General features: G+C 63.5%; 27 protein-coding genes and 2 tRNA genes. 8 read left to right on the top strand and 21 right to left on the bottom strand.

Annotated elements, in window-relative coordinates:
- Positions 1-2,091, top strand: a complete 2,091-nt coding sequence (locus ACR0NB_RS00370) for an AIPR family protein (protein ID WP_480774655.1) — start codon at positions 1-3, stop codon at positions 2,089-2,091.
- Positions 2,092-2,098: 7 nt separating this feature from the next.
- On the opposite strand, the gene ACR0NB_RS00365 is transcribed toward ACR0NB_RS00370, so the two are convergent.
- On the bottom strand, positions 2,099-3,592 hold the full coding sequence (locus tag ACR0NB_RS00365; RefSeq protein WP_480774654.1) for a DNA cytosine methyltransferase: 1,494 nt from the start codon (positions 3,590-3,592) through the stop codon (positions 2,099-2,101).
- A gap of 84 nt (positions 3,593-3,676) precedes the next feature.
- On the opposite strand from ACR0NB_RS00365, the gene ACR0NB_RS00360 reads away from it, so the two are divergent.
- The 5 genes from ACR0NB_RS00360 to ACR0NB_RS00340 all read left to right on the top strand — a co-directional run bounded on the left by ACR0NB_RS00360 (position 3,677) and on the right by ACR0NB_RS00340 (position 8,730).
- Positions 3,677-4,117 (top strand): very short patch repair endonuclease, encoded by a 441-nt coding sequence (locus ACR0NB_RS00360; protein WP_480774653.1) that lies wholly within the window; start codon positions 3,677-3,679, stop codon positions 4,115-4,117.
- A gap of 423 nt (positions 4,118-4,540) precedes the next feature.
- The gene (locus tag ACR0NB_RS00355) at positions 4,541-5,011 is read left to right on the top strand and encodes a hypothetical protein (RefSeq protein ID WP_480774652.1); all 471 of its coding nucleotides are present in this window, start codon (positions 4,541-4,543) and stop codon (positions 5,009-5,011) included.
- A 117-nt stretch (positions 5,012-5,128) separates the two neighbouring features.
- Positions 5,129-6,124: a hypothetical protein gene (locus ACR0NB_RS00350; protein WP_480774651.1), complete on the top strand. Its 996-nt coding sequence runs from the start codon at positions 5,129-5,131 to the stop codon at positions 6,122-6,124.
- 60 nt (positions 6,125-6,184) lie between these two features.
- Positions 6,185-8,440: an AAA family ATPase gene (locus tag ACR0NB_RS00345; protein ID WP_480774650.1), complete on the top strand. Its 2,256-nt coding sequence runs from the start codon at positions 6,185-6,187 to the stop codon at positions 8,438-8,440.
- 92 nt (positions 8,441-8,532) lie between these two features.
- The gene (locus ACR0NB_RS00340) at positions 8,533-8,730 is read left to right on the top strand and encodes a helix-turn-helix transcriptional regulator (RefSeq protein ID WP_480774649.1); all 198 of its coding nucleotides are present in this window, start codon (positions 8,533-8,535) and stop codon (positions 8,728-8,730) included.
- A gap of 196 nt (positions 8,731-8,926) precedes the next feature.
- Here the strand turns inward: ACR0NB_RS00340 and ACR0NB_RS00335 are convergent.
- The 6 genes from ACR0NB_RS00335 to ACR0NB_RS00310 all read right to left on the bottom strand — a co-directional run bounded on the left by ACR0NB_RS00335 (position 8,927) and on the right by ACR0NB_RS00310 (position 12,050).
- Positions 8,927-9,001, bottom strand: a tRNA-Phe gene (locus ACR0NB_RS00335).
- A gap of 79 nt (positions 9,002-9,080) precedes the next feature.
- Complete coding sequence (locus ACR0NB_RS00330) at positions 9,081-9,263, bottom strand: DNA gyrase inhibitor YacG (RefSeq protein WP_480774648.1); 183 nt, start codon at positions 9,261-9,263, stop codon at positions 9,081-9,083.
- The gene (locus ACR0NB_RS00325) at positions 9,260-10,282 is read right to left on the bottom strand and encodes a ribonuclease E/G (RefSeq protein ID WP_480774647.1); all 1,023 of its coding nucleotides are present in this window, start codon (positions 10,280-10,282) and stop codon (positions 9,260-9,262) included. The genes ACR0NB_RS00330 and ACR0NB_RS00325 overlap by 4 nt, the downstream gene beginning before the upstream one ends.
- Positions 10,279-10,857, bottom strand: a complete 579-nt coding sequence (locus tag ACR0NB_RS00320) for a Maf family protein (RefSeq protein WP_480774646.1) — start codon at positions 10,855-10,857, stop codon at positions 10,279-10,281. Before ACR0NB_RS00320 ends, ACR0NB_RS00325 begins: the two co-directional genes overlap by 4 nt.
- A gap of 11 nt (positions 10,858-10,868) precedes the next feature.
- A complete protein-coding gene (gene infA / locus ACR0NB_RS00315; RefSeq protein ID WP_005978431.1) occupies positions 10,869-11,087 on the bottom strand; it encodes a translation initiation factor IF-1 in 219 nt (72 codons plus the stop codon).
- Positions 11,088-11,174: 87 nt separating this feature from the next.
- The gene (locus ACR0NB_RS00310) at positions 11,175-12,050 is read right to left on the bottom strand and encodes a carbon-nitrogen hydrolase family protein (protein ID WP_170366711.1); all 876 of its coding nucleotides are present in this window, start codon (positions 12,048-12,050) and stop codon (positions 11,175-11,177) included.
- Between the two features lie 195 nt (positions 12,051-12,245).
- Between ACR0NB_RS00310 and ACR0NB_RS00305 the strand changes: the two genes are divergently transcribed.
- A complete protein-coding gene (locus ACR0NB_RS00305; RefSeq protein WP_480774645.1) occupies positions 12,246-13,421 on the top strand; it encodes a S41 family peptidase in 1,176 nt (391 codons plus the stop codon).
- Between the two features lie 55 nt (positions 13,422-13,476).
- Here ACR0NB_RS00305 and ACR0NB_RS00300 read toward each other — a convergent pair whose 3' ends face one another.
- From ACR0NB_RS00300 to ACR0NB_RS00260, 9 genes are all read right to left on the bottom strand, one after another.
- Positions 13,477-14,070 carry a GNAT family N-acetyltransferase gene (locus ACR0NB_RS00300; RefSeq protein WP_480774644.1) on the bottom strand — a complete coding sequence of 198 codons (594 nt, stop codon included), beginning with the start codon at positions 14,068-14,070 and terminating at the stop codon, positions 13,477-13,479.
- Positions 14,063-14,461, bottom strand: a complete 399-nt coding sequence (locus tag ACR0NB_RS00295; protein WP_480774643.1) for a ketosteroid isomerase-related protein — start codon at positions 14,459-14,461, stop codon at positions 14,063-14,065. Before ACR0NB_RS00295 ends, ACR0NB_RS00300 begins: the two co-directional genes overlap by 8 nt.
- On the bottom strand, positions 14,458-14,916 hold the full coding sequence (locus tag ACR0NB_RS00290; protein WP_480774642.1) for an arsenate-mycothiol transferase ArsC: 459 nt from the start codon (positions 14,914-14,916) through the stop codon (positions 14,458-14,460). The genes ACR0NB_RS00295 and ACR0NB_RS00290 overlap by 4 nt, the downstream gene beginning before the upstream one ends.
- A gap of 3 nt (positions 14,917-14,919) precedes the next feature.
- Positions 14,920-15,399: a UPF0262 family protein gene (locus ACR0NB_RS00285; protein ID WP_093962859.1), complete on the bottom strand. Its 480-nt coding sequence runs from the start codon at positions 15,397-15,399 to the stop codon at positions 14,920-14,922.
- A 94-nt stretch (positions 15,400-15,493) separates the two neighbouring features.
- Positions 15,494-16,795: a histidinol dehydrogenase gene (gene hisD, locus ACR0NB_RS00280; protein ID WP_480774641.1), complete on the bottom strand. Its 1,302-nt coding sequence runs from the start codon at positions 16,793-16,795 to the stop codon at positions 15,494-15,496.
- A gap of 58 nt (positions 16,796-16,853) precedes the next feature.
- Entirely contained in the window at positions 16,854-17,375 is a 522-nt protein-coding gene (locus ACR0NB_RS00275) for a GNAT family N-acetyltransferase (RefSeq protein ID WP_170401537.1), read from the bottom strand.
- 1 nt (position 17,376) lies between these two features.
- The gene (locus ACR0NB_RS00270) at positions 17,377-17,853 is read right to left on the bottom strand and encodes a DUF2948 family protein (protein WP_170337450.1); all 477 of its coding nucleotides are present in this window, start codon (positions 17,851-17,853) and stop codon (positions 17,377-17,379) included.
- Positions 17,853-19,118: a UDP-N-acetylglucosamine 1-carboxyvinyltransferase gene (gene murA / locus ACR0NB_RS00265; protein WP_480774640.1), complete on the bottom strand. Its 1,266-nt coding sequence runs from the start codon at positions 19,116-19,118 to the stop codon at positions 17,853-17,855. The genes ACR0NB_RS00270 and murA overlap by 1 nt, the downstream gene beginning before the upstream one ends.
- 6 nt (positions 19,119-19,124) lie before the next feature.
- A complete protein-coding gene (locus ACR0NB_RS00260; RefSeq protein ID WP_170337448.1) occupies positions 19,125-19,280 on the bottom strand; it encodes a hypothetical protein in 156 nt (51 codons plus the stop codon).
- Positions 19,281-19,363: 83 nt separating this feature from the next.
- Here ACR0NB_RS00260 and ACR0NB_RS00255 point away from each other — a divergent pair.
- Positions 19,364-19,438: transfer RNA gene (locus ACR0NB_RS00255), tRNA-Thr, on the top strand.
- 248 nt (positions 19,439-19,686) lie between these two features.
- On the opposite strand, the gene ACR0NB_RS00250 is transcribed toward ACR0NB_RS00255, so the two are convergent.
- From ACR0NB_RS00250 to ACR0NB_RS00230, 5 genes are all read right to left on the bottom strand, one after another.
- The gene (locus ACR0NB_RS00250; RefSeq protein ID WP_480774639.1) at positions 19,687-20,040 is read right to left on the bottom strand and encodes a hypothetical protein; all 354 of its coding nucleotides are present in this window, start codon (positions 20,038-20,040) and stop codon (positions 19,687-19,689) included.
- Between the two features lie 336 nt (positions 20,041-20,376).
- Positions 20,377-20,622 (bottom strand): MoaD/ThiS family protein, encoded by a 246-nt coding sequence (locus tag ACR0NB_RS00245; protein WP_040633350.1) that lies wholly within the window; start codon positions 20,620-20,622, stop codon positions 20,377-20,379.
- The gene (locus ACR0NB_RS00240) at positions 20,615-22,870 is read right to left on the bottom strand and encodes a xanthine dehydrogenase family protein molybdopterin-binding subunit (RefSeq protein WP_480774638.1); all 2,256 of its coding nucleotides are present in this window, start codon (positions 22,868-22,870) and stop codon (positions 20,615-20,617) included. Before ACR0NB_RS00240 ends, ACR0NB_RS00245 begins: the two co-directional genes overlap by 8 nt.
- Positions 22,870-23,349 carry a (2Fe-2S)-binding protein gene (locus ACR0NB_RS00235; RefSeq protein WP_170401465.1) on the bottom strand — a complete coding sequence of 160 codons (480 nt, stop codon included), beginning with the start codon at positions 23,347-23,349 and terminating at the stop codon, positions 22,870-22,872. The genes ACR0NB_RS00240 and ACR0NB_RS00235 overlap by 1 nt, the downstream gene beginning before the upstream one ends.
- The gene (locus tag ACR0NB_RS00230; protein ID WP_170401462.1) at positions 23,346-24,212 is read right to left on the bottom strand and encodes an FAD binding domain-containing protein; all 867 of its coding nucleotides are present in this window, start codon (positions 24,210-24,212) and stop codon (positions 23,346-23,348) included. Before ACR0NB_RS00230 ends, ACR0NB_RS00235 begins: the two co-directional genes overlap by 4 nt.
- Between the last annotated feature and the right edge of the window lie 126 nt (positions 24,213-24,338).

Here is a 24,338-nt window from a genome sequence, read left to right as displayed (position 1 = left end):
ATGTCGGATCTAGAAGAATTCCACCAGAGTTTCATCGCGGATATCCAAGGCGACGCGGATGCTTTGGGCCTGTACACTCAGGAAGCCTTTTTCGAGAAAGTCGGAGAAATCCTGACCGAGGCAGGCGAAGTTGATCAGTGCGACTATTCCTATTTTCAGGGGCGCGGTCGACGCGGCGTTTCTCTGCAGGTCAGCGGCTACGGAGGCGATCCCGCCGACAGTGACGGTGTTCTGTCGCTGATCCTGTGCGATTTTCAGATTACGCAGGAAATTCGTTTGACGCGCGGTTCCGACTTGAAAGCTCAGTTCAACAAACTGGTCGAATTCTTACGTCACGCGCGCCATGAGGCATTCAGGGACGAACTGGAAGAAACCAGCCTCGGAGCGGGTCTGGCCGATCTGATCAGCACCCGCTGGAACGGCATCGAGAAGATCAAGCTGATCTTCGTAACGAACTCGGACAACAGGGCCAAGGTTGACGCCATGCCGGCCGGCACCATCGATGACAAGCCGGTCACCTACAACGTCTGGGATCTCAAGCGCCTGCAGGCTTTCGTCGAGCAGGGCAAGGCGCGCGCCGACCTGACCATCGACTTCGCCGGGGATTTTGGCGGCGGAATCCCGGTTCTGAAAGCCTCCGGGTCGGATGCCGCACTGGAAAGCTACATCGCGGTCATTCCCGGCACGCAGCTGGCCGCCATCTACGAAAAGTGGGGCGCGCGCCTGCTGGAATCCAACGTCCGTAGCTTTCTGCAGGCCCGGGGCAACGTGAACAAGGGAATCCGAAAGACCATCCTGGAAGAGCCCCACATGTTCCTGGCCTACAACAACGGCTTGGCCGCAACTGCCGAGGGCGTTGAGTTGGCAAGGACCGAAGACGGGTTGGTCATCACCAGGGCCGACAATCTTCAGATCGTAAATGGCGGCCAGACGACGGCGTCAATTCACGCAGCGCGGAAACTGGCCGGCGAGGGTCTGAAGGACATCTTCGTCCAGATGAAACTGAGTGTCGTTCCACCGATCCTTTCGGATACGGTCGTTCCGCGCATCTCGGAATTCGCCAACAGCCAGAACAAGGTGAACGCCGCTGATTTCTTCGCCAACCACCCCTTCCACATCAGGATCGAGGAGCTTTCGCGGAAAATCCTGGCGCCGGCCGGCGTCAACGGGTACCGCGAAACCAAGTGGTTCTACGAACGGGCGAGGGGGCAGTATGCAGACGAGCGCAGCAAGAAAACCCCGGCGGAGCGGAAGAAGTGGGACGCCGAGTTTCCCCGACGCCAGTTCTTCACCAAGACCGACCTCGCCAAATTCGAGAACACTTGGAGCGGCAAACCGCACCTCGTGTCGATGGGTGCGCAGAAGAACTTTGGCGACTTTGCCAAGACCATTGAAAAGGCGTGGGGCAAGAACGGTGCGCGCATCAACGAGGCCTGGTATCGGCATCTGATTTCCAAGGCAATCATCTTCCGCAAGATGGAAAAGCTGGTTTCCACCCAGGACTGGTACGAAGGCGGCTACCGCGCAAACATCGTGACCTACGCTATCGCCAAGGTCGCACATGATGCGGCTGAGCGGGACTTGGTGGTCGACCTGAGCCGGGTCTGGCGGTCGCAGGACGTTCCCGCAGCTCTGGAGGGTGCTCTGCTTGTGGCGGCCGCCGAGGCGCAGGAGGCGATCACCAACCCGCCCGAGGGCATTCGAAACATGAGTGAGTGGGCGAAGAAGCAAGCCTGCTGGGAGGCCTTCCGCAAGCGGAAACTGTCCTACCCGGAGGAGTTTGCGGACATTCTGATCGAGCCGGAAGAGGCCTGGTCGGAAGATGACGACGTGTCGGATGACGAGAACCTGACGAAAAGCGTCGAGGCACAGACCCGTGTCTTTGAACTCGGTGCGCAGTTCTGGGCAGATGCGAAAACCTGGGGGCGCTCCAACAAGCTGCTGTCGCCATCGGAATACGGAGTGTTGGACGTCTGCTCGAAAATGCCGACGAGAATACCGACGGAAAAACAGTCTCAATTCGCAATCGAGGTTCTGAACAAACTGAAGGAAAACGGGTTCAGAGAATCCGAAGTTGCTGCGGCGCAATAGTCTGCCGTCAGCCCAGCAGCCGCCGCACAGCCTTTGCGATCTGAAATGCCAGATAGGGAGGAACTGCATTGCCGACCTGGTGGTACTGCTTGGTGCGCGGACCGCAGAACAGGTAGTTGTCCGGGAAAGTCTGCAGACGCGCGGCTTCGCGGACGGTAAGCGACCGGCACTGCATGGTATCGGGGTGGATGAAATAGTGGCCATCCTTGGAAATGTGGCTTGTGACGGTTGTCGACGGCCGATCCGAGCGCTGCGTCCGGAAGCGGTCGGCAAAATCGCCGGACCCGCGATTTCGGTGCGCCGGCTGCAAAAACTCGGGAAACTCCGCAAGCTTCGGTGACCTGCCGAACGCCCGGGTAAATGCCGACGAAAAAAGATAGCGACCCAGGTCGTCCGGAATATGCCCTCTGGTCTCGTGCTGAAGAACGACCTCCAGCCGGTCGTCCAACAGCCAGTCCGCAAGCTGCGCGGGCAATTCACCGGAGCGTTTTCGCCGGTTGCTGGAGCGAAGGCGGGGCAATCTGTTGGCCCCGGCCACGGCGCGAGCGATTTTGCGGACCTCCTGCGGCGCCGCGTCCGAGGCCGCAATGGCGGAAGCCTGTGCCTGCACGGCCGCCAGCCAGGCGTCAGCATCATCGCCGCGGCTCAACCCACTTCTCACTCGGGGCAGATCGCGCAGAACTTCAGCCACCGTCACAGGGGACTGCGGACTGCCGAGGATGGGTCCTTCGAGTTCAATTTTCTTGGCGAGGTCGCTCCGAACCCCGAGAATGATCACCCGATGCCGCGCCTGCGGAACGCCATGGTCCTCGGCCTTGATCAGGAAATCCCGGGCAGCGGCTCGGGAACCGTCCGACGGGGCGGGTTTGGACAAAGGCAGCAGAAGATAGCCGTCACCGGCCGCCTCAAGATCATCGAGAACCCGGCTGAAAATGCCGCCACCGTCCACTTGGCTGGACAGCATTCCCTTGACGTTTTCCATGACGAACGCCGCCGGGCGAAGCCTGTCCAAGATGCGTACATATTCCCGGTACAGGAAATGCCTGTGGTCGTCCTCGGGCACGTATCCAGTCTTGCCCTTGTTGCGCGCCCGACCAACCAATGAATAGGCTTGGCACGGCGGTCCGCCGATCAGGATCGTGTTGCCATTGTAGTCTTCGCGGGTGCGGTCAAGCTCGACCGCAAGTTCTTCGAAGACCCCGGACTCTCCCAGAACACGTTGCCTTGCTTCGTCCTTTGCGAGCTTCCAGTTGACCGGGTAGAGGTCGGCCCAGTTGGGCAGCGGCGAACCGTAATTCAGGGCATCATGGTATTCTTGTGGAAACTCGTCGAACGACCGAAGAAAAGCCCGCAGTTGGAGCGTCTGAATCGCGTGGTCGTCCATCTCGACCGACAGCTTGATCTTCATCGGCGCCCCGGGGTCGCGCCCAGCCTGAGAAAATCCCTCGCCCAGCCCTCCAGGACCGGCAAACAGGTCGATGATGGCAAATTCTTCCGGCATGTTCTTCCTCTGCTTCGGAGGTTCTACCAGGTTTCAACAGATGTTCCAGGTCGAAATCCGGACCGTGGGCTTTATGTTGAGCACATGACCGATACAGTTGACCGGAAGACTCGCTCACGGATGATGTCACGCATCCTCGGCAACAACACGAAACCCGAAATTCTGCTGCGCAAGGCCTTGCATGCTCAGGGTTTCCGGTTCCGCCTGAATGTCCGGAGGCTTCCGGGATCCCCTGACATCGTGCTGCCGAAGTGGCGCACTGCGATTTTCGTCCACGGTTGTTTCTGGCATCGGCATGCTGGATGCCCCAAAGCCGCCACCCCCAAGTCAAATGTTTTGTTCTGGCAGGAAAAGTTTGCAGCCAACGTGCGGCGGGACGCCGAGGCCATTAGGCGACTGCATGATCTGGGTTGGCGGACCCTCGTCGTATGGGAATGTACCGTGGGACCGGGCGTCGACGGTCAGCTCACGCGCGAGTTGGCAGAATTCCTTCGAAATAGCGGCGAAATTCACGGCGATCTTTAATCCAGTCAACACCTTGCCTTCGCGCCTAAGTTGTTCATGTAAGAACGGCCCAAAGCCGCCCTCCAGCAGTTGTCCCACATGCTACGACTGCAGTCCCACGATATAACCCCTGCGGATATTTCGCCCTCATCCCTCTTGCCCTTCCCCATACACCTCTCCTCTGGTCCATGCATCGAGGATGCGTCGGATCATCTCCGGTCGGGTAGGTATGTCCTCTTCGCGCCTGCGGGCGTCGTCGAGCAGGGTTATGAGGTCGCTGTGAAGCCGCACCATGACGGGTTGGGTGTCGGCTTTCGGGCGCCCGCGAGATTTCATGATATCACCTATTGACAGATTGATTTCGTAATATCATATTAAGCACGTGGACGACGGAGCGGCAACTCCATCGCCCACGCTGACCACCACGATCGCTAGGAGATCATCATGGCTGACACGCCCTTTAGCACGCCGCATCCCGCGGCTGAACCTCTCACTGCCCTCATTTCTGCGGACAAGCTCGCTTTCCGCGCCGCGCTCGACCAGCTTTTTGTCGCCCTGCGCGCGGACTGGCTGGTGTTCGAGACCCGGGCCGATCTGAACTCGGACCGGGGCATGGAGCTGGGCGACACCGCCGCCAGCGCCTGGTCGCTGGCCAGCGCCGGGCTGCGGGCTGTCCGGGATATGCGCGCCGCGCATCCCGACCTGCGGACCGCTGCCGGGCAGATGCTGCCGGCTGTGGACGACGGCCTGCCCACCCAGTCCAAACTGCTCCAGTTGTCCGGGGAACTCTTTGATCTGGACCGGGCGCAGAAGGCAGCCGCGCCCGATCTCCATGCGCTTCTGATGGAGGCGCAGGCCCTCGTCGAGGCCTGGCGTGGCAATCTGGCTCTCATGGGCCTGCCCCGCGCCGCCTGAGATTTTCCGACCGGCCTGCACCCTTTTCCCTGTCCGAGTTTCCCGGACAGGCCCCGCCGGCCTGTCTTCATCCCTTTCTTTTCCTCTCCACCCGCCCGCAGCCCTGCGGGCCCCCGGGTGGACTCAGTCCGGAGTTTTTTTTCCATGCCCACCAGCACCACGCTGTTTCCGTTCCCCATCGACGGGGAATTCCGTCCCGTCTTCCTCGGCCCTGTCAAAGCCCAGTGGACCACCGCCGCCGAGCGTAAAGGTTTCTCGCTGATCGGCCGCGCCGTGGATCGCCTGCATGTCGTCCTCGGCTGCCATGTCTGCGGCCAGCCCACGCTCAAGCGGATCAATGTGGTACGCGACCACGCGCCCGAGTGCCCGCACTGCATCGCCGCCCGCCGCGCCGAGGCCGCGCGGAAGGTGGGGGCCCGGCTGATCGGGCCGGACCCGCGAGGCGATCGGCATTACGGGGTCTATGAATTCTCCTGCGGTCACACTGGCCGCCGCCAGCATCACCGGGTCGAACGGGCCGCCGCCGGCGGGCACGGGCTGAGTTGCGAGACCTGCACCGAAGCCCGCCACGCCGCCGAGGCAGAGGCGCAGGGCTGGCAGCTGATCGGCAAGGCGCGGCGGCGTCACCCCAGCTATCGCCGCTATGCGCATGCTGGCGGGCACCGGCAGGACGTGGCGGTGGCCAACTTGCGCAACGGCGATGTCGATTGCTCGGGCTGCGGCGAGAGCTGGGCGTCGAAGCCCAGCCAAATCTACCTCTTCGACTTCACCCTGCTCGATCTGCCGGTGGTCAAGCTGGGGTTCAGTTCGAACCCCAGCTTCCGCCTGCGCCAGGTGCAGCGGGATCCCGGACAGACGCAAGGCAAGCTGCTGCGCGCCATTCCCATCGCGTCCGGACATCGCGCCATCTGCATCGAGAAAGCCCTGCACGCGCACATCAAGGCGCATCGCCCCGACCTGATCGTGCCGCCCTACCTGTTCCGGGGCCCGATCCGGGCGACCAGTGAGATCTATTACCATCACGCCCGGTCCTACATCCAGACTCTGCTGGAGGCGGTCGCTGCGGGTTGGAACCCCAGCGCCTCCGAGTCTCCGGACAGCGCCGCCGCCTGATCCGATCCGGGGCCGCGCGGCTGCGGCCCCCAATTCTCCATCTTGTCCAGAGTTCTCCTGATGCCCCAGACCCCACGCCCCGCGCCCGCCGGCGCGCTGTCTCCGTTTGCCCTGTCGCTCCTGCGCCCGCTGCTGCGCCGCATCGCGCTGTGGCACCGCGACCTGACCGCCGATCTCCAATCGGCCACCGACCCTGATGACGAGTCCGGCACCGGCCCGGTCCGCCCCGACGTGCGGTCTCTGCCACCGCAGCTGCGCATGGAGGAGCCATATGGCGCCACGCCCGCAGTGCATGGGATGCGCGATCGCGACATCGCCCGCGCGATCTCCGAAGGCCGAGACCCCTGGGCCGCGGCGGACGGCACCGGCGATACCAACCGCCTGCCCGATCCTCCGATCGACGCGATGGTGGCCGCCGCCCGCTTTGCCGCCTTGTTCGACGGCCCCGAGGACGTGGCCGCCGTCACCCGCGACCGGGCGCTGACGGTAATCCTCGCACCCAGCCCGGAGGATCGCCGGCTGATGTGGGCGCAGATGGACTCGATCCTCGGCTGGCTGGCGGAACTCGACGCTCCCGGCGGTGCCCGCTGGCGTGGCATCGACACGCCGATCCCGAGCACGACCGACCGGGACCGCGCCTCCAGGCGGGGTGTCGACGGGCGCGATGCCGTCGCCTCTTCCGTCCGTCAGGGCCGCAAGGCCATCTGCTTTGTCCCCGACATCGGTTCCATGTCGGACATCGAGCGGGCGCTGTGCCGGCGCGTCTTCACCCTGCCGCCGCTGTCGCGCGAGATCTGCATCGAGAACCTGCGCGCCACCCATTCCGCCACCGGCCGCGTCGCCGAGGACGCCCTGCGCGACCGACTGCCCGCCGACGGCGCGCTGTCCGCGCTGCCACTACCCGTCATCGAAGGGGCCTACTGCGATGCCACGACGCTGGTCGTGGCCGATGCCCTGGCCGACGCCGCCGCGCGGATGCACCAGCCCTCGGGGATCTCCCTGGCCGACGTGGTGCTGAACGCCGAGGTGCAGGAACCCGTCGATCGGCTGGTGGCCGATGTCCGGGCCTGGATGTCCGGACAACTGGGCTGGGATGAGGTCAGTTCCTCGGTCCTGCTGTTCGGGCCGCCGGGCAATGGCAAGACGCTCTTGGCCTCGGCTCTGGCCGGGTCGATCGGCGGGCCGCTGGTGGCGACCAGCTATTCGGACTGCCAGAAGCACGGCCATCAGGGCGACATGCTGCGCGCCCTGTCCGAGAAGGTCGAGGCGGCGATCCGTTCGGTGCCGTCGGTGTTCTTCCTCGACGAGCTCGACTCCTTCACCCATCGCAACGCGGCGCATCGCCGGTCGGATTACATCGTCGGCGTGGTCAACGGGTTGCTCGAGCATCTCTCGCGGCTCAACGACACGCCCGGCGTGGTGGTCCTCGGCGCGACCAATTTTCCGGACATGGTGGATCCGGCCGTGATCCGGCCCGGCCGCTTCGACCTGAAGCTCGAGATGGGCAATCCCGACCACGCCGCGCTTGTCCGGATTGTGCGCCTGGCCCTTGGGGACGATGCGGATGGCCTCAACCTGTCCCCGCTCGCCGACCAACTGCTGGGCCTTTCGGGCGCGCAGGTCACAGCACTTGTCCGGGACGCGCGCGGACTGGCACGGGCCGCGGGTCACCCCCTGCAGCAGCGCCACCTGGAGGCCGCCGCCCGTCGCATCGCGCCGCCGCCCGACGCGGATTTCCTGTGGCGCGCGGCAATCCACGAGGCCGGCCACATGGTCGTGGGTACCACCTGCGGGCTGGGCCTGCCCGAGCGCGCCGTGCTCACCGTGGATGGCGGCTCGGTCGAATACCCGCGCCCCCGCATCGAGACCCGCCAGACCGCGCAGGCCCGCCTGACCACTCTGCTGGCGGGCTACGCCGCCGAGCAGGTGGTCTTCGGTGAACCTTCAAGCGGGGCGGGCAACGGCCCGCATTCGGACCTTGCCCGCGCAACCGACCTCGCCCGCCGAATGCTCTTTGAATGGGGTATGGGCGATGTGCTGACCCACCTCCCGGCCAGCGGGGCCATCCTCCGGCCCGGCGATGCCGTCGACCGGGCGGTGCAGGATGTTCTCGGCAAGTGCCTAGAACAGGCAGAGGGCATCCTTCGGCAGAACCGCGACAAGCTGGCCCTCGTCGCAGAGGTGCTGTTGAAGGACAGGGAGCTGTCGAAGGAGCGGTGCCGCGGCGTGCTGGAAGGGTTTCATCCGTACAACGCCAAGCCGGTCCAGCCCGAACCCGCGATTCACGACCCGCAGCCGCCGGGAAGTTCGGGATGAACTCTTATGTGGATAACCCCGCGCGCACCATTGCATGCCGGCCCCCCGCGACATTTTTCGTTACCACAGACAACAGCAAAGCGAGATTACGAATGGCTATCGACCCGAAACTCAAACTGCTCACCGTCGAAGAAGTGGCGGAAATTTTCCGGCGCGACCGGACCACGATCGACCGCTGGTGCCGCGAACGGCCGGGCTTTCCCAAGAAATTCAGGATGGACCCTGTCGGGTCGCGGTTCCTCGCGGCCGAGATCGAGGACTACATCCGGCAGTGCATCGCGAACCGGTGAGGGGCGATTCTGGTGGCACCGGGTATTGCACGGCAGATCCAGGTCTCGGCGAGACAGGTCTGCCCGTGCGTTGCCCCGAGATGCATCACGCGGATTTGTTACCCCAGTGTTGCCCCAAGCCGGGATTCGGCTAATCCCACCACAAAAGCCCAGCGCTCGAAGTGGCAGATTTCTGTTTTATCTCAATGGGTTGAAGTGGTGCCCGGGGGCGGAATCGAACCACCGACACGAGGATTTTCAATCCACTGCTCTACCCCTGAGCTACCCGGGCACGGGAACGGCGTTTGCCGTTGGGTGCAGGCCTTCTATGACTTGCCAAACGCGGTGTCCAGAGGCTTTTTCAGATTTTTTCAGTGCGGGCGATCCTTGATTTCGAAAGCATCCTGAATCTCATCATCAAGGTCATCCTCGCGCTGCGACGGAACCGCATAGGAGCCGTTCAGCCACTTGGCCAGATCGATGTCGGCGCAGCGTTTCGAGCAAAACGGACGAAACTGTTTGACCGTATCTTCTCCGCAGATCGGGCAGCTCATCTCAGGACCTCCGACAATGGGATACGGCCGCGTTTTCGCTGCAATTCGAAATGCCCCAGCGGCGTCCAGCCGACAAGGATCGTTTCTTCGCTGTCAGCCCTGAAGGCGGCGCGGAGTGCGGATTCGAATCCGCGCCGGTCTTTTTTGGGCATCGGCGCAAGGTCGAGCGTGATCTGCCCGCCCAGCCCGCGCACGCGAAGGGCGCGCGGCAGTTCCTTGGCGCAGGCGAAATTGGCCTTTGTTCCCGCAGCCAGCGAGCCATCCGAACCAGTGTTCACATCCACGGCCACCAACGCCCGGGTAGGTTCGATATACATATGCGCCCCACCCGCCAAAGGATGGGATGCGCCGCGGGCAGCATCCAGCGCCTCGAGCACGCTATGGTCCGCGAACCCGCCCGCCTGGGTCGAGACCTCGGCCGGCTCCACCCATTCGCGCCAGGCGAGAACATGCGGTCCGTCGCCCTCGGACAGCGTTTCCGGTGCGTCTCCGGTGTCGTTCTCGACCTGCTCGGCCAGCGCCCGCATGGCGGCGATGTCTTCCGAAATCTCATCGGCATCCGCGCCCTGGCAACCGGAACGCAGGATCAGACCGAAGGGGCTGCCGTCCATCTGCACATGGGCAATCACCAGCAGCCGGTCGCGCTCCTCGTCATCGCGGATCGAGCGGGAGATGTTCAGCCCGGGCGCGTCCGGCGTGACGATGGCATAGCGGCTTTTGAACAGGATGCGGTTCGTCACTGGCAGGGCTTTGCCCGGTTCGGCATAACCCGTGACCTGCACCAGCAGCATCTCGCCCGGTGCCAACCCTTTGACCTGCCGAAGGAAAGCCGGACCATCCGGGGTGCTCAGGAACATTCCGCCCTGCCCCTTGATCGCCCGCTCGGCCCGGGCCCGGTAGATCGTACCAGGGGCAGGCGCATCGGCAGCGATCAGGAAATCATCCAGTTTACCATCCACCATCAGGGCCGCGGCTTCGCGGCCTTGAATGTGATCCAGAATGATCGTTCGACCTTTCATGATGCCTCGCGATACAGGGGGTAACCGATACCTTGCAACAGTCCTGCGGTTTCAGACAAGGGCAGCCCGACGATACCGGTGAACGAGCCCGAGATCCACGGAATGAAGGCGCCCGCGGGCCCTTGGATGGCATAGCCACCGGCTTTGCCCTGCCAATCGTCGGTAGCGAGATAGGCGTTGATTTCCACGTCCGAAAGACGCTTGACCTTGACCTGGCTGACCACGTCACGCTGCAACACCCGATCGCCGCGACGCACCGCGACCGAGGTGATCACACGGTGGCGACGTCCTGAAAGGGCATGCAGAAATTCGGCTGCCTGTCCCGCATCCTCGGGCTTGCCCAAAATGCGTCGACCCAGCGCAACCGTCGTGTCGGCGCACAGGACGATATCGTCCGGGGCCGCCTTCACGGCATGCACCTTCTCGCGGGCAATTCGCGCGCAATACGGCAGCGGAAGCTCGCCCCTTTGGGGGTCTTCGTCGATGTCGGGGGCAGAAATGGCGTCGGGCTGCACGCCAAGCTGAGCCAGCAGGTCCAGCCGTCTGGGGCTGCCCGATCCTAGAATGAACGCCATTGCGGCAGGCGTTACTTGAAGCGGTAGTTGATCCGACCCTTGGTCAGATCATAGGGGGTCATCTCGACCTGAACCTTGTCGCCGGCCAGAACACGGATGCGGTTTTTGCGCATCTTGCCTGCCGTATGTGCGATGATCTCATGGCCGTTTTCCAGCTCGACCCGAAACGTCGCATTAGGCAGGAGTTCCTTCACGACACCGGGAAATTCGAGCGTATCTTCCTTGGCCATGTTGTCTCCATCTTTGCGTTGCCCTGCAGAATCCGCAGGTGGCGCTTAAATGAGCCTATTTCGGCCTTATTTCAAGGGTGGAATCACTTAAAGACGCGACATTGTGACCGATTCGACTCGGGGCGTCTGCTCGGTCCAGTGGGATCGGTTCAGGACATGGCCATCCGCCCGAACTTCGGCGATCGCCGACAGATCGACGTCTGCGTAGGTCCAGCCGGGCTGGTTGAGCACGCCTTCCGACAGCACGCCGGTTTGTGGAAAGCCCTTGTCCGGCGGGCCGAAAACGCCTCCGGTCCCAGTGTTTGCGTCCACGGACTGGGACCATTCATTGTTACCCACCAGCGAAGCCATCACCGTAACGCATTGATTCTCCAATGCACGCGCCATCGCGCCGATACGGACCCGCCAATAGCCCGACAGGGCCTCGGTGCAGGACGGCACAAGAATCACGTCGGCCTCTGACAGGGCACGGCCCAGCAGGGGAAACTCGCTGTCATAGCATATCAGAACGCCGATCCGACCCAGCGCCGTCTCGAAGATCTTTAGCGGTCCGCCCGGTGCGATGTCCCAATCTTCGCGCTCGAACCGGGTCATGATCTGCTTGTCCTGATGATCCTGCGCGCCTGAGGGGGCGTAGAATTCGGCGCGGTTCACCGGGCGAACTGGGCCGGCCTGAACCGGGGCGGACGCACCCAGAATGTACACATTGTATGCGGCCGAGAGTCGCCGATGCAGGATTTGTACATCTTCCATCCGCTCGAATACCGCCTGGATCGAGCGTTCGAGATCCCCCGCAACCTCGGCCCCGGCCAGCGTCGAAAGCTCCATCGCGCCGTACTCGGGAAACACCAGCAGTTCAGCCCCCTGCCCCGCGGCCTGCGAAACCCAAGCGTCCAGCTTGTCTTCGTACTGCGCCCAGCTGTCCAGCCAGTCGAGATTGTAGGCGGCGGTGGCGATTTTCATGATGCGCGTTCCAATGCTGTTCTTGCGAAGAAGTAAATAGCCGTTGTTGCCCGGTGTACAGGCCAATCGGGCTGTGCGCTCCAACAGAAACTTTTGGTTCGATGCTTAGCCTTTCAAAGCAAGGGTCCGGGCCGGGAGAGCGCCGGACCCGCACCCAATCTGGACATTGCCGATCGTCCATGCGCACTGTGACCCATGTCGCTGATCGATGACCTGAAGCTCATTCTGGAGACTGTCCTGCCAAACGACCCCAGCTTTCGGCGGATCGAAAGGGTGGCGATAGACAGCTGTGTCAGCGACAGTCGACGATACGCACTTGAGGGCTCGGTCGAAGCATTTCTGCTGTCGGCGATGCGCCTTCTGGCACTTCCCAACAACGGGCACACAAGGCTGATCCCGAATGATGCAATCTCGGTGTTGCCTCTGCGGTTCGTGAGCGTGGGGCGTTCCGTCCAAGTCCTTGGGTCGGCATCGGGGGTGATCGCCCCACAAGGCACACTACTGGCAGTCAATGGCGCTGCTGTAGGCGAAATCGAGGCCGCGGCGGACAAATTTCTGGCGGGAACGCGCCAGAGGAAGCGGGTCATCGGTCCGATTATCCTGGCTTGGCCGTACGCGTTGGAACGGCTGGGATTTTCGTCCGACGACGGTATGACCGAGTATCATGTGCAGGACGAAAACGGGCAGACAACCAACCTGAAAGTAGCAAATGGAAACACCGTTCCTGCGTCGACACTCTACCCGAGAAACGAGCACGGCAAAGCCGATCCAGCATGGGAACCCGAGAGCTTTGTGGAGGTTGAGGATTGGCAGGCACTTGGGCTTTCAACTCAACTGCCAAGCTTCTTTGACCCGGGCAAAGATGCGCTGCGCAAAACCATAGCCGAGGCAGCGGATCGCGTGCGCGCTTGCTCTGACAAAACGCTTTTGATTGACGTTCGCGGAAACACCGGCGGTGATTTTCTTCTGACGATGCCTTTGATCGACGCAATCGCGCAAAGCGCAAGTCAGCGGGTCGTCGTACTTGTCGATAAATTCACGTTCTCCGCCGCGATCGTGTTTGTCGCCATCCTCAAGCATCGCTTGGGTGACAGACTCAAACTCATCGGGGAAGAAATGGGAGACGGACTGACGTTCTTTGCCGAAGGTGGGTTGCTTGACATGCCAGCGAGCGGAGCGGTCGTTCGATACTCCTCCGCCTTTCACGATTGGAGGACGGGAACGTCTGACGAAACGACACCGCCCGAAATCGCCCGGCAAATCGTGCCCGCGGGGGAATTGAACCTGGATCGGGAATGTGTCGCAGGACCCTTGGGCGCTGGAGCACGAGGAGCGTTCCATCGACGGATCCTCGAAGATTTTCGCGGCTAGACGAACGGCTGTCGGCGCGCGTGCCAGCGGGCACACACAACGCGTTGCGGCGGGTTCACAAATCCCTGATCCAGAATTGCAACGGTTTGAGTGTTTCCGAGTCCTCGCCCAGATCCTTCCACGAAAACCGGGCGATCACGCCGGGCAAGGGCGCATAGCCCCGCGCGCGCCAGAACGGGTCGAGCGGCCGATAGTCGGCCGGCCGCATCGGGTGGTCGTCCGGACGCTGCACGCCGCAAAAGGCGCATTTGGCAAAGCCCAAGGCACGGGCATGGCTTTCCCGCAGGTCAAAGAACGCATGCCCGACGCCCTGCCCCCGAAAGGCGGGCAGCAGCACGGATTCGGCGCAATAGAAGATCTGCGAAAGGTCCAGCCCGGTGCCGTCGAAAGCGGCGGCGAAATCCTCGGCATGGTCGGCCAGCGGCGCGCCGGTCGCGGCCCCCACAAGCCTTTCGCCGTCAAAAGCGACGACCACGATCGCCCGGTCGCTGTCGCGGTAGGATCGCAGGTATCCGCGCTCGTAGGCCAGATCGCCGTCATAGAGATATGGCCAGTCGCGGAACACCGAAATGCGCAGGCGCGCCACGTCGTCCAGCGCCGCCTCGAGCGCCGGCCCCGTCAGCGCGCGGACCTTCGTGACCTCAGCCACCCGACACCTGTTTCACCCAGTCAGCAAGATTGTAATAGGTGGTCACGCGGGTGATCTTGCCGTCTTTGAGGTCAAAGAACGACCCGGCGGGCAGGCGGTAGGACTGGCCCGAGGCCGCGGGCAGGCCGGCATCGGTTTCCAGATAGGTGCCGTTGACGATGTATTCGGCGGCCGCGCGGGTGCCGCCCTGGGCCTCGAAGATCACCATGTCGGTCAGGGTCTCGCGGTAGCAGCGGTTCATATGCGCGCAGAATTCGGCGAATTTCTCTTTGCCTACGCGGATCTGGCCTTCGTTCACGTGATGGGCCACGTCGTCGGACAGGCTGGCCAGCATGCCGGCCACATCCCCGGCGTTGAAGGCATCGAAATAGGCTTGGACGGTCTGGGTCATGCGATCTCCGTAGGTTCCCCCCAGCGATCCTTCAGGTGTTTGATAATCTGATCGCGGGTCTGACGGTAGTGGAGTAGCTTTTCCTCGCGCGTCTCGCCCAGTCCGGTAGGGTCCATTATTGGCCAATAATCGACATCGAGGTGAAAAACCCGCGTCAGCTCCAGCGCTTTGCGCTGGCTGGCAGGCGACAGGGCCACGATCAGGTCGAATGATCCCAGGTCATCCCCCCATTCCTGCATCTCGTCGAACGACCGCGACCGGTGGCGTGACAGTTCCACGTCGATCTCTTGGCAGACGGCGATGCTGAACCCGTCGATTTCCAGGTCGTTGTGTACCCCGGCCGACTGCACATATGTGCCCGTGCCGTAGAATTTCTTCATGATGCCTTCGGCCATGGGCGAGCGCACCGCGTTGTGGTCGCAGCAGAACAGGACCGAATGCGGCAGAGGCTTCACCCGTCAGCCTCCGAAATGAAGCACGCAGATCAGCGTGAACAGGCGGCGGGCGGTGTCGGTGTCGATCTCGGCCTTGCCCTCGAGCCGTTCCTGCAGAACCCGGCTGCCTTCGTTGTGGATGCCGCGCCGGGCCATATCGATGGTTTCGATCTGGCTGGGCGGCAGGGTCTTGACCGCATCGAAATAGCTTTCGCAGATCTGGAAGTAGTCCTTGACCACCTGCCGGAACGGACCCAGTGACAGGTGGAACTCGGCGGCTTTCTGGCTGTCTTCGGTGGTGACGTCGAACACCAGCCGCTTGTCGCGGATCGACAGTTGCACATGATAGGGGCCGTCGGGCACCAGCCGGTCGTCACGTTTGGGCAGGGCAAACGAGTTTTCCTCGAGCAGGTCATAGATCGCAACCTTGCGCTCCTGCTCGATCTCGGGCGTGGGCGGTGGCAGGTTTCGATCGTCCAGTTCGATATGCGAAATGCGGGTCATGGTCATCGACTTCCGTTCAGGTCAGGCCAGACCTAGCGCACCTATGCCCGCGGGACAACGCGGGAAACGGGCCGGACGCAAGGTCAGATGGCCGTCAACCGTTCAGCCGCTTGAGCCGAGCACCCACGGATAGCCCGTGCGCCTCCAGGCTTTCCGACCGCGCCAGCTGCTCGGCCGCCGGGCCGATGGCGCGCAGAGCCTCGGGGGTCATATGGCTGAGCGTGGTGCGTTTGAGGAAATCCATCACGCTGAGCCCCGACGAAAACCGGGCCGAGCGTGCGGTAGGCAGCACATGGTTCGGGCCGCCGACATAGTCGCCGATGGCCTCGGGCGTGTACTGGCCCAGAAAGATCGCGCCGGCATGGGTAGTCTTGCGGCTCAGCGCCGCCGGATCGGCCACGCACAGTTCCAGATGCTCGGGTGCGATGCGGTTCGACAGCGTGGCGGCCTCGTCCAGGTCGCGCACGGTGATTACAGCACCATAGTCGCGCCAGCTCGCCCCGGCGATCGCGCGTCGTTCGAGCGACTCCAGCCGTTTTTCCACCGCCTCGACCACCGCGCGGCCGAAACCGGCGTCGTCGGTGATCAGGATCGATTGGGCGCTTTCGTCATGCTCGGCCTGGCTGAGCAGGTCCAGCGCGATCCAGTCGGGGTCGTTGTCCTTGTCCGCGATCACCAGAATTTCGGAGGGCCCCGCGATCATGTCGATGCCGACCTTGCCGAACACCCGCCGCTTGGCCGCCGCGACAAAGGCGTTGCCCGGCCCGGTGATCTTGTCCACCGGCGCGATGGTTTCCGTGCCATAGGCCAGCGCCGCAATCGCCTGCGCGCCGCCGATGCGATAGATCTCGTCGACGCCTGACAGGCGCGCGGCCAGCAGGACCAGCGGGTTGACCTGCCCGTCCGGCGTGGGAACCACGATGGCCAGCCGCTCGACCCCGGCCACCTTGGCGGGAATGGCATTCATCAGCACCGAGGACGGATAGGAGGCCAACCCGCCTGGCACGTAAAGCCCCGCGGCAGAGACCGCCGACCAGCGCCAGCCCAAGGTCGCGCCCGCCTCGTCGGTCCATTCCTGATCCTGCGGCATCTGGCGCTCGTGATAGGCGCGGATGCGCGCGGCGGCCAGTTCCAGCGCCGCGCGGTCATCGTCGCTGACGGTTGCGATGGCCTGCGTCACCTCGTCGGCGCTGAAGGCCAGCGTGTCCGGCGTCAGCTGTAACCGGTCGAATTTCGCCGTCAGCTCAATCACCGCAGCGTCGCCACGCGACCGCACATCTGAAATGATCTGCGCCACGACGGCGTCGACATCGGGGCTGTCTTCGCGTTTGGCGGACAGAAGGGCTTGGAAACCGGTTTCGAAATCGGCGGATGTCGTGTCGAGGAAAACGGGCATTTGCGTACTCCGGGGCGTTTGAACGGGTCTTATCGCCCGCCGGGGCGGGCCTCAACCCTCAGCCCGGGGGGTGCAGCGATTTGCGCAGGGGGAATTGGGGCATACCGTTCCAGTCCGCGGGCTCCCCTGCAGCGACCCAGCCATACCGGCGATAGAAGCCCAACGCGGTCCGGGTGGACATCAAATGGGCCACGGGGGCCCCTGATGTGGCCAGTTCGGCCTCGAGCCGGGACAGCAACGCGGCACCGACCCCCTGCCCTGCGTGGCCCGGATCGACATAAAGCAGCGAAATCTCGGCCGGTGCGCGCAGCCCACCGACGGCGGCCACATTTCCGTTCCGCTCGGCCAGCCAGATCTGGGTGCTGGAGATGATCCAGTTGCGAACGGACTGCGGGTCCTTGTTGGCTGTCCATGCCGCGATCTTGTCTGGTTGATTTCCGTGGTCGGCCTCACACAGTCGGGTGACGGAGCGGACCAGAACCTGACTCAACCCGAACACGTCGAACACGGTGGCCCGGCGCAGCGACACGCCGGCCTGCCCCGGAGACAGCGCCTGCGAAATGCCACGCTTGTTCTGCATATCAGTCCGGGTGCCGAGGCGCCTTGCCCGAAGGCGCACGATAGGGGCGGGTCACATCCTTGAGCGTTGCATCAACCGCTTCCACCGTCAGACGGATCGCGCCATCCCCGGCCAGAACAAGCAGCACCTCGCCCGTGCCATCATCCGAAGGGTGGAACTCGATATCAAGAACCGAGAGGATCAGGTCCTTGTCGGATCGATCAACCCCCTGGCTGGACACCGACAGGACCGAGTCGAATACCAGCAGCGACTGCACGCGTTCGAAATCCCGGCCACGGCGCTCGGCTGCTTCCTTGTCCTCCCACCGGAACCGGTTGAGCAGCAAGGCAAAGCGGCGGCGGGCTGGTTGCCAGGTCATTTCGCTGACCGGAAAAACCGCATCCTGCGTCAGCGTTGCGATCACCTTGAGGTCCTCGACATCCAATGCGCCAAGGTTCAGCGGCGCCTCGCGCCCATCTTCGAATGTTGCGTCTGCCATCAGCCCTTGATCCGTTCGATTTTCGCGCCCACGCCTTCCAGCTTGCGGACCACATGCTCATATCCGCGGTCCAGATGATAGACTCGGCTGACGGTTGTTTCGCCCTCGGCCGCCAACCCGGCCAGGATCAGCGAGACCGAGGCCCGCAGATCGGTGGCCATCACCGGCGCGCCTTTCAGGCGCTCGACCCCCGTCACCGTCGCGGTGCCGCCATGCACCTCGATCTGCGCGCCCATGCGCACCAATTCGGGGGCATGCATGAAGCGGTTCTCGAAAATCCGCTCCTCCAACACCGAGGTTCCCTCGGCCGTGCACATCAGCGCCATCATCTGCGCCTGCAGGTCAGTGGGAAAGCCGGGGAACGGCTCGGTCACCACGTCCACGGCGCGCACCCGGCCATTCTTGCGAGAGACCTTCAGGCCCTGTTTCGTCTCGGCAACGACCACCCCTGCGGCCGTCAGCTTCTCGACGAAGGATTCGACCAGTGACAGGCGGCCGCCCAGCAGTTCGACCTCACCGCCGCAAACGGCGGGGGCCAGCATGTAAGTACCCAGCTCGATCCGATCGGTGACCACCTGGTGCGTGGCCCCGTGCAGGCGGTCGACACCCTGGATCTCAATGGTCGAGGTGCCCTCGCCGTCAATCTGCGCGCCCATGCTGCGCAGGCATTGAACCAGATCCACGATCTCGGGCTCGCGTGCGGCGTTTTTCAGAACCGTGGTGCCCTTGGCCAGCGTCGCGGCCATGACGATGTTCTCGGTGGCACCCACTGAGGCAAAGCGCATTTCATGCACCGCGCCCTTCAATCCACCTGGCGCCTTGGCGTGCAGGTAGCCGTCCTTCAACTCGATTTCGGCACCCAGTGCTTCCAGCCCCTCGACATGCAGGTCCATCGGCCGCGCCCCGATGGCACAGCCGCCCGGCAGCGAAACCACGGCCTGCCCGAAACGCGCCAATAGCGGCCCCAGAACAAGGTTCGAGGCCCGCATTTTGCGCACGATCTCGTAATCGGCCGTGTGACTGGTCAGATCATGGCTGGACATCGCCAGAACCTGCCCGTCCTGCAGGGCCGACACCTCGGCCCCCAGCGACTGCAGCAGCGCGGTCATGGTCTTGATGTCACTCAGACGCGGCGCGTTGGTCAGCGTCAGCGGATCTTCGCTGAGCAACGTGGCCGGCATCAGCGTCAGACAGGCATTCTTGGCCCCCGCGATCGGAATTTGGCCGTGAAGCGGCCCGTTGCCCGTTACCAGAATCGAATCCATCTGCTCTTAGTCCTTGTGCTGTCCCGGCCGGTCATCCTGTGCGCTGCGCGCCTTGGCCTGCGCCTTGCGCCGCGCCAGGTTTGCCTTGAGGGCAGCCTTGAGCCGATCTTCGCGCGCGGATCCGGATTGTCCGTGTTTTTTGGGTGATTTTTTCTCTGCCATGATCTTTCTCTACAGGAGGCGAAAAAAACCGTCCAGAGACCCTTGCGCCCCGTTTCGTTTGAGTCTAATCACCCGCCCACAGCGCTGCTGTAGCTCAGAGGTAGAGCACTCCCTTGGTAAGGGAGAGGTCGAGAGTTCAATTCTCTCCAGCAGCACCATCGCCCAAAAAGTGCATGAAACCCAAGCGCCGTCCAAACATGGATGGCCGCGCGAACCCAGATAGGGCCAGACGTGCATGATTGGAGGATGATGCCTGTTGCGTCTTGTCTTGCACCAACACCGCAATCGACCACATCCGCATCAGAAACAGTCTTTCAGAGCCAAGCTTTTCGGCAATGAGTATTTGAGGAAACGAAAAGAAGGCCCCGCGCTAAGGCGAGGCCGGTAGTGCTAGACAACGGTTCTCTTAGGACCAGCAACCCTTTCGTGCACCACCGGCCAATATTGCGTCGTACTGGCCTTTCATTTGAGCGAGTTGACCGCTCTCATCTTTATCGGCAGCAAGCAGGAACAACGCCGGCCAGAACAGCACGAGGCCCACACCCATAGCAACTGCGTCGTTCTGAGCCTTTTTGTCTTGTTCGCCTGTCAGATGGTTTACCTGGGCGACTACTCTGGCTTGCTCTTGTCTTAACTGTGTGCACGTATCGCCGGTGTATAGCGTCGTGGGCACATACGCGGCCGTAACTTTGTCAGCGGACTGGGCACACGCGGACAAAGCGAGCGAACCAGTCAAAGCGGGAATTATCAATTTTTTCATATCCGTACTCCTTTCGATGAGCACGCATTCAGAAAACAAGATATTGTCTTTTGATTTTCTGCCAAACCGTTTTTCGGCGTCGACATTAGCCCGTCATAGTTATTCTCTCAGCAGCAACGACTTCCCCAACGTCAACCAGACATGGTCGGAAATCACACACATCTGACACCTTCCCGCAATACTAATGCCAATATTGCAATACATAGCGGATCAATCCTGCCGATCCGTTTGATGGTGTTTTTTTAACGAGGGGGTACTTCGGTAGGACCAGGGGTGAGGCCGAAGCGCCGAATTCAAGACCGGGGCTTCCGGTCCTCCCCCGCCGATTTCACGGGGCTACCCGCCCCGCAACCTCTGCATCAGATAGACTTCGGCACCTTCGGGAATGGGTTCGGACAGACCCGCTGCAATGATCCGGCCATTGACGGCAACGGACACGCCCGCGTCGATCGGCGCCTGCAGTTGCGGATGAAGGCGCACCAGTTCGCGCAGCAGCTCGCCGGTTGTCGCAGCCTGAACCTGCACCACTTCCTGGCCCCCGGTCAGCGACCGGAGACCGGACCAGAGATGGACCTCAACCATTGCCCTTGAGGGCGGCCAGAATGCGCGGCGGCGACATCGGCAGTTGTCGCATCCGCACGCCCGCCGCGTTCGAGACCGCGTTCGCGATGGCTGCCAATGGCGGCACGATGCCGGTTTCACCCACGCCACGCACGCCGAACGGGTGGCCCGGGTTGGGCACCTCGACGATCACCGTGTCGATCATCGGCAGGTCGCTGGCCACAGGGATACGGTAGTCGAGGAACACCGGATTCTGCAGCCGGCCATCCTCGCCGTAGATGTATTCCTCGTTCAGCGCCCAGCCGATGCCCTGCGCCGCGCCGCCCTGGAACTGGCCCTCGACATAAGCCGGGTGGATCGCCTTGCCTGCGTCCTGGATGACCGTGTAGCGGGTGATCGAGGTCTTGCCGGTTTCGGGATCGACCTCGGCATCGACGATATGGGTGCCGAAGGACACGCCCGCGCCTTCGGGGGTCGCCTCGAAATGGCCCGAAATCGGGCCGCCGGTGCGCCCCATGTCGGCGGTGATCTCGGCCAGCGGCAGCGGGTCGAAATCGCCTGCGTTGGGGCCGGACGGCACCGCGCAGCCGTTTTCCCATTTCACCGCGTCCACGGGGATGCCCCATTTGGCCGCCGCGCGTTCGCACAGTTTCTCGACCGCGTGCTGCGCCGCCTTGATCGTGGCCAGACCGCTGGCATAGGTCACGCGCGAGCCGTGGCTGACGTCGTTGTAGCCCAGCGTGGCGGTGTCGGCGATGGTCACGCGGATGTTCTCGTACGGGATGCCCAGCACCTCGGCCGCCATCAGCGCCATCGACGCGCGCGAGCCGCCGATATCGGGCGTGCCGACCATCAGCTGCGCCGAGCCGTCCTCGGACAGGGCCAGCGACACCGAGGTCTCGCCCCCGTGGTTGAACCAGAACCCGCAGGCGATGCCCCGCCCCTGCCCCGGCTTCAGCGGCGCGGAATAATGCGGGTGGCCCTTGGCGGCTTCGAGCGTCTCGACCAGGCCGATCCGGTCATAGGTGGGGCCATAGCTGGCCTTGGTGCCCTCGCGCGCGGCGTTCTTCAGGCGTACATCGACCGGGTCGAGGCCCAATTTCTTGCACAGCTCGTCGATGACCGATTCTACCGCAAACGCCCCCATCGGCGCGCCGGGCGCGCGATAGGCGGCCTGTTTCGGGCGGTTGGACATGACGTCATAGCCCACCTGCCGCACATTGGTCAGGTTGTAGGGCGCAAAGGCGCACATCGCGGTCATATCGCCCGGGGCACCCGGAAACGCACCGCCTTGCAGGCGGAACACGCCCTGGGCGGCGGTGATGGTGCCGTCTTTCTTCATGCCGATCTTGACGTCCATCGAGGCCGAGGCGGTCGGCCCCGTGGCCCGCAGAACCTCGGACCGGGACATCACGATCTTGACCGGACGGTTGGCCTTGCGCGACAGCGCCAGCGCCACCGGTTCGATGAACACGGTGGTCTTGCCGCCGAACCCGCCGCCGATTTCCGATGCGGTTACGCGCAGCTGCGCGGTTTCGATCCCCAGCAATGCCGCGCAGGTTTTCTGCACGATCCAGTGGCCCTGGGTACAGCACCACAGCTCGCCCTTGCCGTCAGCGCCCAGCGAGGCAAGGCAGGCGTGCGGTTCGATATAGCCTTGGTGGGTGGCCTCGGTGACGAAGTGATCCTCGATCACCAGATCGGCATCGGCAAAGCCCGCCTCGACATCGCCGTGGCCGCTTTCGTGATAGCGCACGACGTTGGGGTGCATCCCCTCGGGCACCGAATAGTCGGCCGCGCCCTCGCGGATCACCGGAGCGTCGGGCGCCATCGCCTTGTCCACGTCGGTGACATGAGGCAGCACCTCGTATTCGACCTCGATCAGCTTGAGCGCATCCCGCGCCGCCAGCGCCGAGCTGGCCGCAACCGCCGCCACCGCGTGCCCGTCATAAAGCGCCTTTTCCCCGGCCATGACGTTTTCCAGAACGTTCCAGAACTCGCCCTCGAGCCCGGGCTTGAACGGAACATCGGCGAAATCGGCGCGGGTGACCACGGCTTTCACGTCCCGATGCGCCTCGGCCTTCGAGGTGTCGATCCGGACGATCCGCGCATGGGCGTGGGGCGAGCGCAGGATGGCGCCGAACAGCATGCCCGGCGCGGTCACGTCGGCCCCGAACCGGGCGCGGCCGGTGACCTTGTCCAAACCGTCGGGACGGTTCGGGCGGGTGCCCACGAAGGTGAAATGCGACTTGCGATCGTCGAGTGCCATTACGAAGCCTCCCGCAGCTCGGCGGCCGTCTCCAGAACGGCGCGGATGATCTTGTCATAACCCGTGCAGCGGCACAGGTTGCCGGCCAGCCAATAGCGGGCCTCTTCCTCGGTCGGGTCGGGGTTCTTTTCCAGCAGCGCCTTGGCGGCGACCAGAACGCCCGGTGTGCAGACCCCGCATTGCAGCGCGGCATGGTCGATGAACTTGCGCTGCAACGGGTGCAGGGTTTCGCCCCGGGCCATGCCTTCGATGGTTTCGATCTGCTTGCCCTCGGCCTCAACCCCCAGCACCAGGCAGGAACAGACGAGCCGCCCGTCCAGCGTGACCGAGCAGGCGCCGCAATCGCCGGTGCCGCAGCCTTCCTTGGCGCCGGTCAGGTTCAGCTTGTCGCGCAGACAGTCCAGTAGGGTTTCGCGCGCGTCGCACAGGTATTCGACCGTGTCGCCGTTGACGGTGGTGGTGACGTGATGCTTGGTCATGCGGTCTCTCCCTTGGCGCGGGCATAGGCGATTTTCGCGGCGCGTTTTGCCAGAACGCCGGCCACTTCGGTTCGAAATTCGATCGTGCCGCGCTTGTCGTCGATGGGTTTGCAGGCCGCCGAGGCGGCGGCGGCCAGCGCCGCCAGCGTGGCATCGTCCAGCGTGGTGCCGATCAGCGCCCGGGCGCAGTCTTCGACCAGCAGGACGGTGGGCGCCACGGCCCCCAGCGCAACGCGGGCCTCGGTGATCGTGTCACCATCGACGCGCAGGTTCACGCCCACGCCGACCACGGCGATGTCCATCTCGGTGCGCGGAATGAAGCGCAGATAGGCGTCGCCGCCACTCGCGCCCCGCGCCGGGATGTGCAGAGCCGAGATCAGTTCGCCCTGCGCCAGCGAGGTCTTGCCGGGGCCGGTCGGGATGTCCTCGACCGCCACGACCCGATCGCCGTTCGGGCCGGTCACTGTCGCCGTAACCCCTGCGGCCACAATGGCCGGAACCGAGTCGGCTGCGGGCGAGCCGTTGCACAAGTTGCCCGTCAGCGTGGCACGGCCCTGAACCTGGGTCGAACCGATCAGGTCCATCGCCTCGACTACACCGGGCCACTCGCGGCCCAGTTGGGGATGTTCGCTCATCTCGGCGCCGGTGACGGCCACGCCCAGCGTCCAGCTGCCGTCGGCGTGGCGGGTGATGTCGCGCACCCCGTCGATGGTCTTGATGTCGATCAGGGTGTCGGGGGTCACGATCTCGGACCGCAGTTGCACCAGAACGTCGGTGCCGCCGGCCAGAAACCGCGTGATGCCCGTTGCATGGGCAGCCAGATCCGAAGCTTCGGCAAAGCTGGCGGGGCGGTGATATTGCATGATTGTACCTCGCGCCTGTTGGTCAGGGTTCACTGGGTTTGGGGCGACGTTAGAGCAGCCGCGCGGCGGCGTCCATGGCCCGCGCGACCTATTTTTTCGCCTGAAAATGTCGCTTTCCGACCGGGG

This window comes from Ruegeria sp. CG3 (assembly GCF_056537205.1).
This window is presented reverse-complemented; position numbering and strand designations above follow the sequence as displayed.

Bases quoted from the DNA above. Each gene is read 5' to 3' on its own strand.
- ACR0NB_RS00330 (WP_480774648.1), bottom strand. From the start codon at position 9,263: ATGAGCTGCCCGATCTGCGGAGAAGATACGGTCAAACAGTTTCGTCCG.
- infA (WP_005978431.1), bottom strand. From the start codon at position 11,087: ATGGCCAAGGAAGATACGCTCGAATTTCCCGGTGTCGTGAAGGAACTC.
- ACR0NB_RS00305 (WP_480774645.1), top strand. From the start codon at position 12,246: ATGTCGCTGATCGATGACCTGAAGCTCATTCTGGAGACTGTCCTGCCA.
- ACR0NB_RS00320 (WP_480774646.1), bottom strand. From the start codon at position 10,857: ATGGCGTTCATTCTAGGATCGGGCAGCCCCAGACGGCTGGACCTGCTG.
- ACR0NB_RS00260 (WP_170337448.1), bottom strand. From the start codon at position 19,280: ATGGCAGAGAAAAAATCACCCAAAAAACACGGACAATCCGGATCCGCG.
- ACR0NB_RS00325 (WP_480774647.1), bottom strand. From the start codon at position 10,282: ATGAAAGGTCGAACGATCATTCTGGATCACATTCAAGGCCGCGAAGCC.
- ACR0NB_RS00310 (WP_170366711.1), bottom strand. From the start codon at position 12,050: ATGAAAATCGCCACCGCCGCCTACAATCTCGACTGGCTGGACAGCTGG.
- ACR0NB_RS00275 (WP_170401537.1), bottom strand. From the start codon at position 17,375: ATGCAGAACAAGCGTGGCATTTCGCAGGCGCTGTCTCCGGGGCAGGCC.
- ACR0NB_RS00285 (WP_093962859.1), bottom strand. From the start codon at position 15,399: ATGACCCGCATTTCGCATATCGAACTGGACGATCGAAACCTGCCACCG.
- ACR0NB_RS00240 (WP_480774638.1), bottom strand. From the start codon at position 22,870: ATGGCACTCGACGATCGCAAGTCGCATTTCACCTTCGTGGGCACCCGC.
- ACR0NB_RS00230 (WP_170401462.1), bottom strand. From the start codon at position 24,212: ATGCAATATCACCGCCCCGCCAGCTTTGCCGAAGCTTCGGATCTGGCT.
- ACR0NB_RS00245 (WP_040633350.1), bottom strand. From the start codon at position 20,622: ATGGTTGAGGTCCATCTCTGGTCCGGTCTCCGGTCGCTGACCGGGGGC.
- ACR0NB_RS00355 (WP_480774652.1), top strand. From the start codon at position 4,541: ATGGCTGACACGCCCTTTAGCACGCCGCATCCCGCGGCTGAACCTCTC.
- ACR0NB_RS00360 (WP_480774653.1), top strand. From the start codon at position 3,677: ATGACCGATACAGTTGACCGGAAGACTCGCTCACGGATGATGTCACGC.
- murA (WP_480774640.1), bottom strand. From the start codon at position 19,118: ATGGATTCGATTCTGGTAACGGGCAACGGGCCGCTTCACGGCCAAATT.
- ACR0NB_RS00270 (WP_170337450.1), bottom strand. From the start codon at position 17,853: ATGGCAGACGCAACATTCGAAGATGGGCGCGAGGCGCCGCTGAACCTT.
- ACR0NB_RS00370 (WP_480774655.1), top strand. From the start codon at position 1: ATGTCGGATCTAGAAGAATTCCACCAGAGTTTCATCGCGGATATCCAA.
- ACR0NB_RS00365 (WP_480774654.1), bottom strand. From the start codon at position 3,592: ATGCCGGAAGAATTTGCCATCATCGACCTGTTTGCCGGTCCTGGAGGG.
- ACR0NB_RS00235 (WP_170401465.1), bottom strand. From the start codon at position 23,349: ATGACCAAGCATCACGTCACCACCACCGTCAACGGCGACACGGTCGAA.
- ACR0NB_RS00345 (WP_480774650.1), top strand. From the start codon at position 6,185: ATGCCCCAGACCCCACGCCCCGCGCCCGCCGGCGCGCTGTCTCCGTTT.
- ACR0NB_RS00250 (WP_480774639.1), bottom strand. From the start codon at position 20,040: ATGAAAAAATTGATAATTCCCGCTTTGACTGGTTCGCTCGCTTTGTCC.
- ACR0NB_RS00295 (WP_480774643.1), bottom strand. From the start codon at position 14,461: ATGACCCAGACCGTCCAAGCCTATTTCGATGCCTTCAACGCCGGGGAT.
- ACR0NB_RS00340 (WP_480774649.1), top strand. From the start codon at position 8,533: ATGGCTATCGACCCGAAACTCAAACTGCTCACCGTCGAAGAAGTGGCG.
- hisD (WP_480774641.1), bottom strand. From the start codon at position 16,795: ATGCCCGTTTTCCTCGACACGACATCCGCCGATTTCGAAACCGGTTTC.